Here is a 13,846-nt window from a genome sequence, read left to right as displayed (position 1 = left end):
GCGGCCCTAGAACCCGGCGACGCGGTGGATCAGGTTGATTGAGTGAGCTTGAGAGGGGCTGCTGCGCAACCCAGCGGGAGCAAGCTCCCTCGCCATAAAAGCTCAAGAGCCACAGGTGCAGTGTTCCCTGCAGCAACACAGGTGCGGTTTCCCTACAATAGTGTCCCCCGGCAATCGAGCACCAACCGCGCGCCGCCATGTTCGCTGCTACCCACCTCCAGCGTGAACCCATGCAGATTGACGATCGCCGCGACGATCGACAGGCCCAGGCCGAATCCGCCGTGCTGGCTGCTGCCCTCGGCACGGTAGAAACGGCGAAACACGGCCTTGCGCTCCGCCTCGGGGATGCCCGGGCCCGAATCGAGCACTTCGATGCGGGTGCTGTCGCCCTGATCGACCCCACGCAGGATCACTGTGCCGCCCGGCGGAGTGAATTTGATGGAGTTGCTCAGCAGGTTCGAGACGGCCTCGAACAATAATGCCCGGTCGCCGTTGAGCAGGGGCAGCGCATCAGGCACCTCGAGGATGAAGGTCAGCTCGCCTTCCTCGGCCAGCGGCAGGTAAAAGTCATGCAGCTCCTGCAATAACTGCAACGGGTCGAGGCGCACGAAACCCGAGCGCCGCTGCTGGTCTTCCAGCTCGGAAATCCGCAACAACCCCCGAAACCGTGCCATCAGGGTGTCGGTCTCGGCGATCACCTGATCCATTTGCAAGGCCTCGGGCGAGCCGTCCGGCGCCTGTTGCTGGATGCGATAAAGTTGCGCACGCAGACGCGTCAAGGGGGTGCGCAGGTCATGGGCGATGTTGTCGCACACGCCCTTGACCTCATTCATCAAGCGCTCGATACGCTCGAGCATGGCATTGACGATTGCCGCCAGCATGTCCAGCTCGTCGCGCCGGCTCGACAGCGGCAGGCGATGGGTCAGGTCGCCGGCAACGATGGCTTCGGCGCTGGCCTGCAACTGGCGAATCCGTCGTAGCGGTCGGCGGCGCAGCAGGTGCCAGCCAGCAATGCCCGGCAGGACGGTCAGCGATACGCCCCAGAACAGCGCGTGCAGGATGATCCGTGTCACCGCGAACAGCGAGCCGTTGTCCCGGGCCAGGACCAGCCAGCGACCGTCCTGGGTCCGGGTCGCCACCGCGTCGCAGCTGTCGGAAGGCACGCCGGGGTCATCGGAATCGACGCAGCCGCCGAGCATGTGGATCTTGCCGTCAAGGGGCAGGTCGGCGGGCACGCGCAGGATCGGCCCGCTCAAATGGCGCAGTTGCGGATCGAACAGCCCGTAGGCGTCGACACCGCGCTCGTCCAGCGTCAGGCTGGCCATGAGCGCATCTTCCAGTTGATCGCCATGGATCCGGGCGAACAGGTGCTGGCGCTGCATCAGGGAGTGCTTGGCCAGGCTGTCGAGGTAGCCAAACACTTCGTAATACATGACCCCCATCAGGATCGCGCTCCAGATCACGAACAGCGAACTGTACAGCGCCAGCAGACGGCTGCTGGAGGAGCGCCAGCCTTTAGCGGGGTTCAGCAATGACATAGCCGGAACCCCGTACCGTGCGAATCAGCGGTTCCAGGCCCGGCGGATCGATTTTCTTGCGCAGGCGGCCAATGTGCACGTCGATCAGGTTGGTGCCAGGGTCGAAGTGATAGCCCCAGACTTCCTCGAAAATCATCATGCGCGAGAGGATCTGCCCGCTGTTGCGCATCAGGAATTCCAGCAGCTTGTATTCGGTGGGCAGCAGGCTGAGCAGTTGCCCGTTGCGGCTGGCTTCTCGGCTGATCAGGTTCAGTTCCAGATCGGCCACCCGTAGCGCGGTTTCCGGTTCGCGGGCGCCATTGTTGCGCCGCAGCAGCACTTCGACCCGGGCGGCCATTTCGTCGGTGGCGAATGGCTTGGTGAGGTAGTCGTCGCCGCCGGCCCGCAAGCCGCGGACCCGCTCGTCCACGTCGGAGAGGGCGCTGATCATCAGGATCGGCGTGGCCACGCCCATGGTGCGCAGCGTGGTGACGATCACCAGGCCGTCGAGCTCGGGCAGCATGCGGTCGAGGGTGATCAGGTCGTAGTCGCCGCTCACCGCCCGTTCCAGGCCTTCGCGGCCGTTGTCGACCCAATCGACGTCCAGGCCGTTGCGGGTCAGCTCGGCGACGATTTCACGGGCGGTCACGGCGTCGTCTTCGATGGTCAGGATGCGGTTCATGGGCGGTACCGTGTAGGGAATTTGGTGCTATTGCGCAGCATTCTGCCAAAGAATACCTGTCGGCTTTCTGAAAAAAAGTTCATGAGCCGAAAAGCGGATTCACTGGCGTGGATCAACAACTGGTCACAAATAACTCCTAACATAAATCGGCGCGATCCATCATGTTGTATCTGTTGCCCTATGGTAGTGCAGCTGTCGCTGCCAGGTACTGATACTCGTGGTGTGCCGCAAGGAGCCCGCCCCACAGAACTTTCAAGGAAGAGCAATATGATTCAACCTCAAGACCTTCTACGCCGAAAATTTGATATCCAGCCGCTGACCCAGGCCGACATGACGGTGCGCCTGGACGGGCAGGCCGTCAGCGCCGCCCACGGTGAAACCGTCCTCACCGTCATCCAGTCCCTGGGTCAACGGCAGGTGGCCCGCAACGACCACGACCAGATCAGCGGTGCCTATTGCGGCATGGGTGTATGCCAATGCTGCCTGGTCAAGATCGATGGCCGCCACAAGCGCCGCGCCTGCCAGACCCTGGTACGCCCCGGCATGCAGATCGAAACCCGGGTCAACCGCATCACCGAAACGGAGGCGCCATGAACCTCGATCCGGTGATTGTCGGCGGTGGGCCGGCGGGGATGGCCGCGGCCATCGAACTGGCCTCCCACGGCGTGCGCTGCACCTTGCTCGAAGAAGCGCCGCGCCTGGGGGGCGTGGTGTATCGCGGACCGTTGCGCGATGGCGTGCGCCTGGATTACCTCGGCCCGCGCTACAGCGAAGCCCTGGAGAAACTCCACGGTGAATTCCAGCAACACGCCGGCCTGATCGACGTGCGATTGAGCAGCCGTGTCATGGGTGCCGAAGGCTTCCGGGCGCTGGTGCTGCTGGATGCCGACGAGCGCCTGGGCGAGGTCGCCTATTCCCATCTGGTGCTGGCGGCCGGTTGTCACGAACGCAGCGTGCCGTTTCCGGGCTGGACCCTGCCGGGCGTGATGATGCTCGGGGGCCTGCAATTGCAGATCAAGAGCGGTGTGGTCAAGCCGCCGAGCCCGGTGGTGATCGCAGGCACCGGTCCGTTGTTGCCACTGGTGGCTTGCCAGCTGCACGCATCGGGCGTGGCGGTGGCGGGTGTGTATGAGGCCAGTGCGTTCGGCCGGATCGCCAAGGAAAGCCTGGCGTTGCTGAACAAGCCGCAACTGTTCCTCGACGGCCTGAGCATGCTGGCCTACCTCAAGCTCAATCGCATTCCCGTGCGCTATGGCTGGGGCGTGGTGCAGGCTGACGGCGAGGGAGAGTTGAGCGTCGTTACCGTCGCGCCTTATTCCACGAGCTGGGAGCCCGACCTCAAACGCGCTGAACAGGTCCCGGCCCAGACGCTGGCGGTCGGCTACGGGTTTATCCCGCGGACTCAATTGAGCCAGCAGATGGGCCTGGAGCACGGTTTCAGCGACGACGGCTATTTGCGGGCCGTGTCCGATGCCTGGCAACAGAGCAGCGAAGCGCACATTCACCTGGCCGGCGACATGGGCGGGATTCGCGGCGGTGAAGCGGCCATGCTGAGTGGACGCATCGCGGCGCTGTCGATCCTGATGCAACGCAATGTGCTGGATCCGTCCACGGCCCTGGCGCGCCGCGAACGCTACCAGGCGCAACTGGAGCGGATCATTCGCTTTCGCGCCGCCGTGGATCGCTACACCCAGCGCGGCGCCGGGCAAACCGCGTTGCCGGCCGCCGATACGGTGATCTGTCGCTGCGAGCACACCACCCGCGCCGACATAGACCAGGCCCTGGAGCAGGGTGTGCAAGACATGGCCAGCCTGAAGATGCGCACCCGCGTGAGCATGGGCGATTGCCAGGGGCGGATGTGTGTCGGCTATTGCAGCGACCGCTTGCGCGAAGCCACCGGGCGTGCCGATGTGGGCTGGCTGCGACCACGTTTCCCCATCGATCCGATTCCCTTTTCAGCGTTCCAGAACCTTGGCACGGAGGCCGTTTCCCATGATTAAGCACTATGACGTGGTCATCGCCGGTGGCGGTGTGATCGGCGCCTCCTGTGCCTATCAACTGTCCAAGCGCAAACACCTGAAAGTCGCGCTGATCGACGCCAAGCGCCCCGGCAACGCGACCCGCGCTTCGGCGGGCGGACTGTGGGCCATTGGTGAGTCGGTGGGCCTGGGCTGCGGGGTGATCTTCTTTCGCATGATGTCGGCCAACCGCAAGCGCCAGACCCAGGGCGCCGCGGTGGCGGTGGACGCTAGCACGCCGCACATCCTGCCCCAGTCGTTCTTTGATTTCGCCTTGCAGTCCAACGCGATGTATCCGCAGTTGCACCGCGAGTTGATCGACAACCATGGCATGGATTTCAAGTTCGAGCAGACCGGGCTCAAGTTCGTGATCTACGACGACGAAGACCGTTTGTACGCCGAGCACATCGTTGCCTGCATTCCCCACTTGGCGGACCAGGTGCGCTGGCTTGACCAGGCTGCGCTGCGTGAGGCGGAGCCGAATGTCAGCCATGAAGCCTTGGGAGCGCTGGAGTTTCTCTGCGATCACCAGGTCAGTCCGTTCCGCCTGGCCGATGCCTACACTGAAGGCGCCCGGCAGAACGGTGTCGACCTGTTCTTCAACACCAGCGTGACCGAGGTGCTGCGCAGCGGCACGCGGGTGACAGGCGTGAAAACCGCCGAGGCGGGGACATTCAACTGCCGGACCCTGATCAACGCGGCCGGTGCCTGGGCGGCGGACCTGAGTGAGCAGGCCACTGGCGTGCGGATTCCGGTCAAACCGGTCAAGGGGCAGATCCTGTTGACCGAGCGCATGCCGAAAATCCTCAACGGCTGCCTGACCACCAGCGACTGCTACGTGGCGCAGAAAGACAACGGTGAGATCCTCATTGGCAGCACCACCGAAGACAAAGGCTTCGACGTGACCACGACCTATCCGGAGATCGAAGGGTTGGTGCAAGGCGCGGTGCGGTGTATCCCGCAATTGGTCGACATCAACCTGAAACGAACCTGGGCCGGCCTGCGCCCGGGGTCACCTGATGAACTGCCGATCCTGGGGCCGATGCGCGGGGTAGAGGGGTACCTCAACGCCTGCGGTCATTTCCGCACCGGCATCCTGACCTCGGCCATCACCGGGGTGCTGCTGGACAAGCTGGTGAACAACGAACCGCTGCCGCTGGACCTCACGCCGTTCCTGGCGGATCGCTTCGAAGTGGCACCGAGTGTCGTCGAGCCGAAGGACGTGGAGCTGGCCTGAAGGGGAGCCATGAAGGAGCTGAGGTGAACACCTCTCCCACAGTTACCCGAAAATAACTGTGGGAACATGCACGAATCTGCCCATCGCCACCGTCCCCAGTGGCGAGGGAGCTTGCTCCCGCTGGGGCGCGAAGCGGCCCTGAGACCTGGCGATTCGGTGTGTCAGGCAAATGGTTGGGGCTGCTGCGCAGCCCAGCGGGAGCAAGCTCCCTCGCCACAAGGGATTGGCTGGATACACCATCGAAGTACACCGCCGAATCCCACAGAAACCACACCCATCCGTTATTCCATCGGCGTACTGACAAACGCCTCCAACCCTTCGGCATAGGCGGTGAACGCGCTGATCAACGGAAAAGCCTTGCCCTGCACCTGGTCCGGCACCACCAGGTTGGTGAAGCTCCAGGCCACCGCGACAGTGATGCCGGCCTGATCGAGTTTGCCATCAGTGCTCAACGGCTGTTTTTCCAGTTCCTGCTCCAGCATTCCATAAGCCGCCGCCAGTTGGCCTTCTACGCGTTCAACCCAAGGCGCGTGCTGGATCTCCCGCAGGTTGCGTTCGTAGTAGATCTGCACCGACTTCTCACAGGCCGCCAAGGCCAATCCAATCAGGCGCAGTGATCGCAGCCGCTGCCCAAGGTCGGCCGGCATCAAGCTTTTCCCCGGAGCAGCCAAGGCCTCCAGGTAATCGATGATCAACGTGGAGTCCATTAGCACCGAGCCATCGTCCAGCACCAGGGTCGGGGCCTTGACCACCGGGTTGATGCGCTGGAACTGTTCGAAATGCCTGAACACCGAAACGGAATCGTGCTCCAGGGCAACCCCCAGGCACTTGGCGGAAATGGCGACGCGTCTTACATAGGGCGAATCCAGCATGCCGATCAGTTTCATGACTTCTCCTTGAGTAATTCCTTGCGGGCGTTAATCCTCGAACCCGACCTGTTCATGGATTTCATCGACCTTGAGTTCCAGTCGGTAAGCCACGGCGATGAACAATGCCTGGCACAGGCACAACGTGGCACTCAACGAACGGAAGGCGAACGAACTGCCTTCGTTGACCAGCAACACCGCGTTGGCCCGTTTGGCCAGGGGCGACAGGTTGCTGTCGGTGATGATCAGGGTCTTGGCCTGATGGTGCTGGGCAATGCGCAGGCAGTGCTGGGTTTCCTTGCCATAGGGCGTGAAGCTGATGGCGATGACCAGGTCGTTGGCGCGCACGCTGCGCATCTGCTCGCGGTAACTGCCCCCCAGGCCGGACACCAGGTGAATGCGTTTATTGGTGTGTTGCAGGTTGTAGACCAGGTAATCGGCCACCGCGAACGAGCGGCGCACACCCACCACATAGATATTGTCGGCGTTGACCACCAGGTCTACGGCCTTTTCGAACGCCTGGTCATCCAGCTCCAACCCCAGCCGCTCGATGCCCGACAGGGTCGCGTTGACGCACTCACGGGCCAGGTCGCCGCCGCTGGCTTTCTGCGACTTGTTGGCGATCATGCTGCGGATGCGCTGTTGGTAGTTCTGCACCGGGGTGGTCTTGTGGGTGTAGGCCTCGCGGAACAACGCCTGCATTTCGCTGAACCCGCTGAAACCGAAACGCTGGGAAAACCTGACGATGGCCGAGGGGTGCACTTCGCACTCCCGTGCGATGTCGCTGATGCGGTCGACCATGATCCGGTCGCTCTGCTGGCTCATGTAGCTGGCGATGCGTTTGAGCTGGCGCGGCAGGCTTTCGTATTCATCGGTGATCAGTTGCAGCAGGCGCTCGGCATTGATCGGTGGGCTCGAGAGGGCGGGGTCGGACGCGCTCTCGGACGGCGCCGGCAGATCATCGGGGCGGGTCATAGAAAATCCTTCTGGCTTGTTCTTATAGGGCCGCCCGAAAAGAGGCCGGCCCTCGACAATAGGTTGGCTGGTCGCAGTCTACAGCGTAGGCGCAGGGAAAATCATGGGCGGACAAATGTTGCAGCACCTGCTGAAACGATGCACTGCGTCTGGTCCGGTTCGGGTACAGCGTATTGGAAAAAATATTCCACGTAAAAAATTTATAGAATAATTATTGATTATTGCCCGTCGCTCGTTTTAGTCTGCATTCACCAACAGCGCTGGCGTCGGTTTTGGCGACAAGCGCAGGCTGATAAAAATAACAGGAGCCAGCATGGGCCAGACTCGTTTTGCCAGTGGGCGTCAATTGGATGTGATCTGCCTGGGACGCCTGGGTGTTGACCTTTACGCGCAGCAAGTCGGCGCGCGCCTGGAAGATGTCGCAAGCTTCGCCAAGTATCTGGGCGGTTCGTCGGCCAACATCGCTTTCGGCACGGCACGCCTGGGGCTCAAGTCAGCGATGTTGAGCCGGGTCGGGGACGACCACATGGGCCGCTTCCTGGTGGAATCCCTGGCACGTGAAGGCTGCGACGTCAGTGGCATCAAGGTCGATCCCGAACGCCTGACGGCCATGGTCCTGCTGGGTATCAAGGACCGGGAAACCTTTCCCCTGGTGTTCTACCGGGAAAATTGCGCCGACATGGCGCTGCGCGCCGAAGACATCGACGAAACCTTCATTGCCTCCAGTAAGGCGTTGCTGATCACCGGCACGCATTTCTCGACCGAAAGCGTCTACAAGGCCAGCATCCAGGCGTTGGATTACGCCGAGAAACACAGCGTCAAGCGCGTGTTGGACATTGACTACCGCCCCGTGCTCTGGGGCCTGGCAGGCAAGGCCGATGGGGAAACCCGTTTTGTCGCCGACCAGAAGGTCAGCCAGCACGTGCAAAGCATCCTGCCGCGTTTCGACCTGATCGTCGGCACCGAAGAAGAATTCCTGATCGCCGGCGGCTGCGAAGACCTGCTGAGCGCCTTGCGCACCGTGCGCTCGCTGACGGCGGCGACCCTGGTGGTCAAGCTTGGCGCGCAAGGTTGCACGGTGATTCATGGCGCCATTCCGGCCCGCCTTGAAGACGGCGCCCTTTACCCTGGTGTCCGGGTCGAGGTCTTGAATGTACTGGGCGCCGGTGATGCATTCATGTCGGGGTTCCTCGCCGGTTGGCTGGAGGACGCCAGCGATGAGCGCTGCTGTCAGTTGGCCAATGCCTGCGGCGGCCTGGTGGTGTCGCGCCATGCCTGTGCCCCGGCGATGCCGACCCGGGCCGAGCTCGACTATTTATTCAAGAGCCCGGTGCCGATTACCCGGCCGGACCAGGATGCGGTGCTGCAACGGCTGCATCAGGTCAGCGTGCCGCGCAAGACCTGGAAACAATTGTTCATCTTTGCCTTCGACCATCGCTGGCAACTGGTGGAGCTGGCCCAGAAGGGCGGTCGCGACCTGAACTGCATTGGGGACCTCAAGCAACTGTTCATCCAGGCGGTGGAGCGGGTTGAAGCCGACCTGCAGCGCCAAGGCATCGAGGCCGACGTCGGCCTGCTGGCCGACCAACGCTTCGGCCAGGACTCGCTGAACGCTGCCACCGGACGTGGCTGGTGGGTGGCGCGACCGGTGGAGGTACAGAATTCGCGGCCACTGGCGTTCGAGCATGGGCGCTCCATTGGCAGCAACTTGATCGCCTGGCCGCAGGAACAGATCATCAAGTGCCTGGTGCAATTTCACCCTGATGACGAGCCACTGCTGCGCCTGGAGCAGGAAGCGCAATTGATGGGGCTGTACAAGGCTTCCCAGGTCAGCGGCCATGAATTGCTGCTGGAAGTCATTCCGCCCAAGGATCATCCGTCACCCCACCCGGACGTGCTCTATCGCGCCCTCAAGCGCCTCTACAACCTGGGTATTTTCCCGGCGTGGTGGAAGATCGAGGCCCAGAGCGCGCAGGAGTGGAAACAGCTCGATGAGCTGATCCAGCAACGCGACCCGTATTGCCGCGGCGTGGTCCTGCTGGGCCTCAACGCCCCGGCCGCCGCCCTGGCTGAAGGCTTTCGCCAGGCCAGCCAGAGCAGCACCTGCCGTGGGTTTGCCGTGGGTCGGACGATTTTCCAGGAACCGAGCCGGGCTTGGCTGGCCGGGGAAATCGATGATGAAACGCTGATCCGGCAGGTGCAGGGCCGGTTTGTGGAATTGATCGAGGCGTGGCGCAGTGCCCGTGCGTGATGGTAATGCAGGGCTTTTTGTGGCGAGGGAGCTTGCTCCCGCTGGACTGCGAAGCAGTCCCTATCAGCCAGCCCCGGTTCGACAGGCAAACCGCATCCACAGGTTGACGACTGCTTCGCAGCCGAGCGGGAGCAAGCTCCCTCGCCACAGGTGATCGGTTGAACATTTAGAGACAACAATAAAAGGTGCAGCCCATGCCCGCTATTCGAATTGGCATCAACCCGATTTCCTGGAGCAACGATGACTTGCCGTCGTTGGGCGGCGAGACGCCGTTGAGCACGGCGCTGAGCGAGGGCAAGGCAATCGGCTACGAAGGTTTTGAACTCAACGGCAAATTCCCCAAGGACGCCAAGGGTGTCGGCGATGTGCTGCGTCCTTATGACCTGGCGCTGGTCTCCGGCTGGTATTCCAGCCGCCTGGCCCGGCGTTCGGCGGCCGAGGAGATCGATGCGATCGCCAGCCACGTCGAGCTGCTGGCACAGAACGGCGCGACGGTGCTGGTGTACGGGGAAGTCGCCGACTCCATCCAGGGCCAGCGGATTGCGCTGATCGAGCGCCCGCGTTTCCATACGGATGAAGCCTGGCAAGCCTACGCCGACAAACTCACTGAACTTGCGCGCTTCACCTTGTCCCAAGGCGTACGCCTGGCCTATCACCACCACATGGGCGCTTACGTCGAGTCACCCGCGGACATCGATAAATTGATGGCCCTGACCGGCAGCGAAGTCGGCTTGCTGTTCGACTCGGGCCACTGCTACATGGGCGGTGGCGAACCGCTGCAGGTCTTGCGCAAGCACATCGAGCGCATCTGCCATGTGCACTTCAAGGACGTGCGCAAACCGGTGGTGCAACTGGCGCGCAATAACCTGTGGAGCTTCCCCGACTGCATCATCAACGGCACTTTCACCGTGCCGGGGGACGGCGACATCGACTTCGCCGCGTTGCTCGACGTGCTGCTGGCCGCCGATTACCAAGGCTGGCTGGTGGTGGAAGCCGAGCAGGACCCTGCCGTAGCACCGAGTTATGCCTACGCCAAGAAGGGCTACGACACGCTGCGTGCCTTGCTGCAAGAAAGGAGTCCGTCATGAGCCTGTTGATCAAGAGCCATTCCAGCGGTCGAACCATGGTTCAGTTGCCGGCAGGTGAGCTGGAATATGTCGGGTTCGCCGCCTACCGCCTGAGCCTGGGCGAAACCCTGCCGGTGGCCGCCGATGACAAGGAATTGTGCCTGGTGCTGCTCAGCGGGCGCATCAGCCTCAAGGGCGAAGCGCCGGGGCAAGGGGCCTTCGATTGGGACAACGTCGGTGATCGCCAGTCGGTGTTCGAGGACAAATCACCTTATGCCGCCTACCTGCCGCCCGGCAGCCAGGCCCAGGTCACCGCGCTGAGTGATGTACAGATTGCCGTGTGTGCCGCACCGGGGTCTACGCAGAACAGTTATGGCCCACGGTTGATCCGTCCGGACAGCATGAAGCGCAGTGTGCGCGGCAAGGGCGCCAATACCCGTTATGTCTGCGACATCCTGCCGGACAGCGAACCGGCCCATTCGCTGTTGGTGGTGGAAGTGCGCACACCGTCGGGGCACTCCTCGAGCTACCCACCGCACAAGCACGACACCGACGACCTGCCGCACCAGAGCTTCCTGGAGGAAACCTATTACCACCAGGTCAACCCGTCCCAGGGCTTCGTGTTCCAGCGGGTCTACACCGATGATCGCAGCATTGATCAGGCCATGGCCGTGGAGAACAGCGACCTGGTGGTGGTGCCCAAGGGTTACCACCCGGTCAGCGTGCCCTACGGGTACGAGTCGTATTACCTGAACGTCATGGCCGGCCCGAAGCGGGTCTGGCAGTTCCATAACGATCCGCAGCACAGCTGGCTGCTGGACCTCTGATTTCCAACATTCGTACGGAGAACAAGAACAATGAGTGACGCCCCGGTAGTAGGCCATTACCTCAACGGCCAGGTGCAGGACCACGACAGCACGCGGTTCAGCAATGTCTTCAACCCGGCCACCGGTGCAGTGCAGGCCCGGGTGGCCCTGGCCGAGCCGGGCACCGTCGACGCGGCAGTGGCCTCGGCGCTGGCGGCGTTTCCGGCCTGGTCCGAGCAGTCGTCATTGCGTCGTTCGCGGGTGATGTTCAAGTTCAAGGAACTGCTGGACCGGCACCACGACGAGCTGGCGCAAATCATCAGTCGCGAACACGGCAAGGTGCTGTCTGACGCCCACGGCGAAGTCACCCGCGGCATCGAGATCGTCGAGTACGCCTGCGGTGCGCCAAACCTGCTCAAGACCGATTTCAGCGACAACATCGGCGGCGGCATCGACAACTGGAACCTGCGTCAGCCCTTGGGCGTTTGCGCCGGGGTCACGCCGTTCAACTTCCCAGTGATGGTGCCGTTGTGGATGATTCCCCTGGCGCTGGTCGCCGGCAACTGCTTCATCCTCAAGCCTTCGGAGCGCGATCCGTCCGCCAGCCTGCTGATGGCCCGGTTACTGACCGAAGCCGGCTTGCCGGACGGTGTGTTCAACGTGGTCCAGGGCGACAAGGTGGCGGTGGATGCGCTGTTGCAGCACCCGGACATCGAGGCGATTTCCTTTGTCGGCTCCACGCCGATTGCCGAATACATCCATCAGCAGGGCACGGCGCACGGCAAACGTGTGCAGGCCCTGGGCGGGGCCAAGAACCACATGATCGTCATGCCCGACGCCGACCTTGATCAGGCGGCGGATGCGTTGATCGGTGCCGCTTATGGCTCGGCCGGTGAGCGCTGCATGGCGATTTCCATTGCCGTGGCAGTGGGTGACGTGGGCGATGAATTGATTGCCAAGCTGTTGCCCCGCATCGACCAACTGAAGATCGGTAACGGTCAGCAGCCTGGCACCGACATGGGGCCGCTGGTCACCGCCGAGCACAAGGCCAAGGTCGAAGGCTTCATCGACGCCGGCGTGGCCGAGGGCGCTCGGCTGATCGTCGATGGCCGTGGTTTCAAGGTGCCCGGGGCCGAGCAGGGATTCTTTGTCGGCGCGACGCTGTTCGACCAGGTCACCGCCGAGATGAGCATCTACCAGCAAGAAATTTTCGGCCCGGTGCTGGGGATCGTTCGCGTACCGGATTTCGCCACGGCGGTGGCGCTGATCAACGCCCATGAGTTCGGCAACGGCGTGTCTTGTTTCACCCGTGACGGCGGCATCGCCCGGGCGTTCGCCCGCAGCATCAAGGTCGGCATGGTGGGCATCAACGTGCCGATTCCGGTGCCCATGGCCTGGCATTCCTTTGGTGGCTGGAAGCGTTCGTTGTTCGGCGATCACCATGCCTACGGTGAAGAAGGCCTGCGTTTCTACAGCCGCTACAAAAGCGTGATGCAACGCTGGCCCGACAGCATTGCCAAGGGGCCTGAGTTCAGCATGCCGACTGCTCAATAACTCACTTTTGAATGACTGCCGGAGGGAGAATAACAATGAACAAGCCCCTGCGTTTTGCCTTGAACCGAATGGTTGCGCCACGCCTGTCACTGCCCGCTTTCATTGATTTGGCCCTGGCGTTGAAAACCGATGCCATCGAGATCCGCAACGATCTGAAGGGCGTCGAGATCGAAGACGGCATGCCGCCGGCCCGCGTGCGCGAGTTGTGCGAGGCGCGCGGCATCAAGGTACTGTCGATCAACGCCCTGTACCCCTTTGATGTGTGGAACGAGGAGCGCCGCGCCCAGGCCGTGCGGTTGGCCGACTACGCCCGCGAATGCGGCGCCGAGGGCCTGGTGATGTGCCCGCTCAATGACCGCGCCGACCCACGCAGCGAGGCTGAGCGCGCGGCTGGGCTGCGTACGGCCCTCAGCGAACTGGCGCCGATTCTGCGCGCCTTTGGCATCTACGGGTTCATCGAGCCCCTGGGTTTCGAAGAGTGCGCGCTGCGCCGCAAGCGCACGGCGGTGGAAGCGATCAAGAGCATTGGCGGGCTGGATGTATTCCGCCTGGTGCATGACACCTTTCACCATCATTTGGCCGGTGAACAGGAATTCTTCCCCGAGCTGACCGCTCTGGTGCACATCTCCGGCGTCGAGGATGCCCAGGCGCCGCTGGCGACGATCCGTGACGGCCACCGGGTGCTGGTGGGCGAGGCCGACATCCTGGGCAATGCCGTGCAGATCGAGGCGCTGCGGGCCGGTGGCTACGAGGGCTACCTGTCCTTCGAGCCGTTCGCCGAGAGCGTCCATGAACTGGCTGACATCCGCCAGGCGTTGGGGGCGAGCATGGACCATTTACAGAATCCGCAGGCCTGACACAGTCATCAAAATG

General features: G+C 62.7%; 12 protein-coding genes. 8 read left to right on the top strand and 4 right to left on the bottom strand.

The window, feature by feature from the left end; genetic code table 11:
* Positions 1–152: 152 nt before the first annotated feature.
* Together BM300_RS25700 and BM300_RS25695 are read right to left on the bottom strand one after the other, a co-directional pair.
* Positions 153–1,538, bottom strand: coding sequence for a sensor histidine kinase (locus BM300_RS25700; protein ID WP_092349276.1), 1,386 nt, complete (start codon positions 1,536–1,538; stop codon positions 153–155).
* Positions 1,516–2,199: a response regulator transcription factor gene (locus tag BM300_RS25695; protein ID WP_047230191.1), complete on the bottom strand. Its 684-nt coding sequence runs from the start codon at positions 2,197–2,199 to the stop codon at positions 1,516–1,518. The genes BM300_RS25700 and BM300_RS25695 overlap by 23 nt, the downstream gene beginning before the upstream one ends.
* 267 nt (positions 2,200–2,466) lie before the next feature.
* Between BM300_RS25695 and hcnA the strand changes: the two genes are divergently transcribed.
* From hcnA to hcnC, 3 genes are read left to right on the top strand one after another with little or no spacing between them, the layout of a single operon-like run.
* Positions 2,467–2,793, top strand: coding sequence for a cyanide-forming glycine dehydrogenase subunit HcnA (hcnA, locus tag BM300_RS25690; protein WP_092464337.1), 327 nt, complete (start codon positions 2,467–2,469; stop codon positions 2,791–2,793).
* On the top strand, positions 2,790–4,199 hold the full coding sequence (gene hcnB / locus BM300_RS25685) for a cyanide-forming glycine dehydrogenase subunit HcnB (RefSeq protein WP_092464335.1): 1,410 nt from the start codon (positions 2,790–2,792) through the stop codon (positions 4,197–4,199). The genes hcnA and hcnB overlap by 4 nt, the downstream gene beginning before the upstream one ends.
* Positions 4,192–5,454 carry a cyanide-forming glycine dehydrogenase subunit HcnC gene (hcnC, locus tag BM300_RS25680; RefSeq protein WP_092146029.1) on the top strand — a complete coding sequence of 421 codons (1,263 nt, stop codon included), beginning with the start codon at positions 4,192–4,194 and terminating at the stop codon, positions 5,452–5,454. Before hcnB ends, hcnC begins: the two co-directional genes overlap by 8 nt.
* A gap of 281 nt (positions 5,455–5,735) precedes the next feature.
* On the opposite strand, the gene BM300_RS25675 is transcribed toward hcnC, so the two are convergent.
* Entirely contained in the window at positions 5,736–6,341 is a 606-nt protein-coding gene (locus BM300_RS25675; protein WP_092146027.1) for a glutathione S-transferase, read from the bottom strand.
* A 30-nt stretch (positions 6,342–6,371) separates the two neighbouring features.
* Positions 6,372–7,295 (bottom strand): MurR/RpiR family transcriptional regulator, encoded by a 924-nt coding sequence (locus BM300_RS25670; protein ID WP_092349270.1) that lies wholly within the window; start codon positions 7,293–7,295, stop codon positions 6,372–6,374.
* Between the two features lie 313 nt (positions 7,296–7,608).
* Here BM300_RS25670 and iolC point away from each other — a divergent pair, with 313 nt between their 5' ends.
* The 5 genes from iolC to BM300_RS25645 all read left to right on the top strand — a co-directional run bounded on the left by iolC (position 7,609) and on the right by BM300_RS25645 (position 13,830).
* Positions 7,609–9,546 carry a bifunctional 5-dehydro-2-deoxygluconokinase/5-dehydro-2-deoxyphosphogluconate aldolase gene (gene iolC, locus BM300_RS25665; protein ID WP_092464333.1) on the top strand — a complete coding sequence of 646 codons (1,938 nt, stop codon included), beginning with the start codon at positions 7,609–7,611 and terminating at the stop codon, positions 9,544–9,546.
* Between the two features lie 194 nt (positions 9,547–9,740).
* Positions 9,741–10,634 (top strand): myo-inosose-2 dehydratase, encoded by an 894-nt coding sequence (iolE, locus tag BM300_RS25660; protein ID WP_092349265.1) that lies wholly within the window; start codon positions 9,741–9,743, stop codon positions 10,632–10,634.
* Positions 10,631–11,440 (top strand): 5-deoxy-glucuronate isomerase, encoded by an 810-nt coding sequence (gene iolB / locus BM300_RS25655; RefSeq protein WP_092146021.1) that lies wholly within the window; start codon positions 10,631–10,633, stop codon positions 11,438–11,440. Before iolE ends, iolB begins: the two co-directional genes overlap by 4 nt.
* A gap of 30 nt (positions 11,441–11,470) precedes the next feature.
* The gene (locus tag BM300_RS25650) at positions 11,471–12,973 is read left to right on the top strand and encodes a CoA-acylating methylmalonate-semialdehyde dehydrogenase (RefSeq protein WP_092224809.1); all 1,503 of its coding nucleotides are present in this window, start codon (positions 11,471–11,473) and stop codon (positions 12,971–12,973) included.
* Between the two features lie 35 nt (positions 12,974–13,008).
* Positions 13,009–13,830, top strand: coding sequence for a TIM barrel protein (locus BM300_RS25645; RefSeq protein WP_092224807.1), 822 nt, complete (start codon positions 13,009–13,011; stop codon positions 13,828–13,830).
* The last annotated feature ends 16 nt before the right edge of the window (positions 13,831–13,846 follow it).

The organism is Pseudomonas sp. NFACC46-3 (assembly GCF_900114515.1).
Lineage (GTDB): Bacteria > Pseudomonadota > Gammaproteobacteria > Pseudomonadales > Pseudomonadaceae > Aquipseudomonas > Aquipseudomonas fluorescens_Q.
This window is presented reverse-complemented; position numbering and strand designations above follow the sequence as displayed.

Coding starts and splice junctions, on each gene's coding strand:
- BM300_RS25700 (WP_092349276.1), bottom strand. CDS start 1,538: ATGTCATTGCTGAACCCCGCTAAAGGCTGGCGCTCCTCCAGCAGCCGT.
- BM300_RS25695 (WP_047230191.1), bottom strand. CDS start 2,199: ATGAACCGCATCCTGACCATCGAAGACGACGCCGTGACCGCCCGTGAA.
- hcnA (WP_092464337.1), top strand. CDS start 2,467: ATGATTCAACCTCAAGACCTTCTACGCCGAAAATTTGATATCCAGCCG.
- hcnB (WP_092464335.1), top strand. CDS start 2,790: ATGAACCTCGATCCGGTGATTGTCGGCGGTGGGCCGGCGGGGATGGCC.
- hcnC (WP_092146029.1), top strand. CDS start 4,192: ATGATTAAGCACTATGACGTGGTCATCGCCGGTGGCGGTGTGATCGGC.
- BM300_RS25675 (WP_092146027.1), bottom strand. CDS start 6,341: ATGAAACTGATCGGCATGCTGGATTCGCCCTATGTAAGACGCGTCGCC.
- BM300_RS25670 (WP_092349270.1), bottom strand. CDS start 7,295: ATGACCCGCCCCGATGATCTGCCGGCGCCGTCCGAGAGCGCGTCCGAC.
- iolC (WP_092464333.1), top strand. CDS start 7,609: ATGGGCCAGACTCGTTTTGCCAGTGGGCGTCAATTGGATGTGATCTGC.
- iolE (WP_092349265.1), top strand. CDS start 9,741: ATGCCCGCTATTCGAATTGGCATCAACCCGATTTCCTGGAGCAACGAT.
- iolB (WP_092146021.1), top strand. CDS start 10,631: ATGAGCCTGTTGATCAAGAGCCATTCCAGCGGTCGAACCATGGTTCAG.
- BM300_RS25650 (WP_092224809.1), top strand. CDS start 11,471: ATGAGTGACGCCCCGGTAGTAGGCCATTACCTCAACGGCCAGGTGCAG.
- BM300_RS25645 (WP_092224807.1), top strand. CDS start 13,009: ATGAACAAGCCCCTGCGTTTTGCCTTGAACCGAATGGTTGCGCCACGC.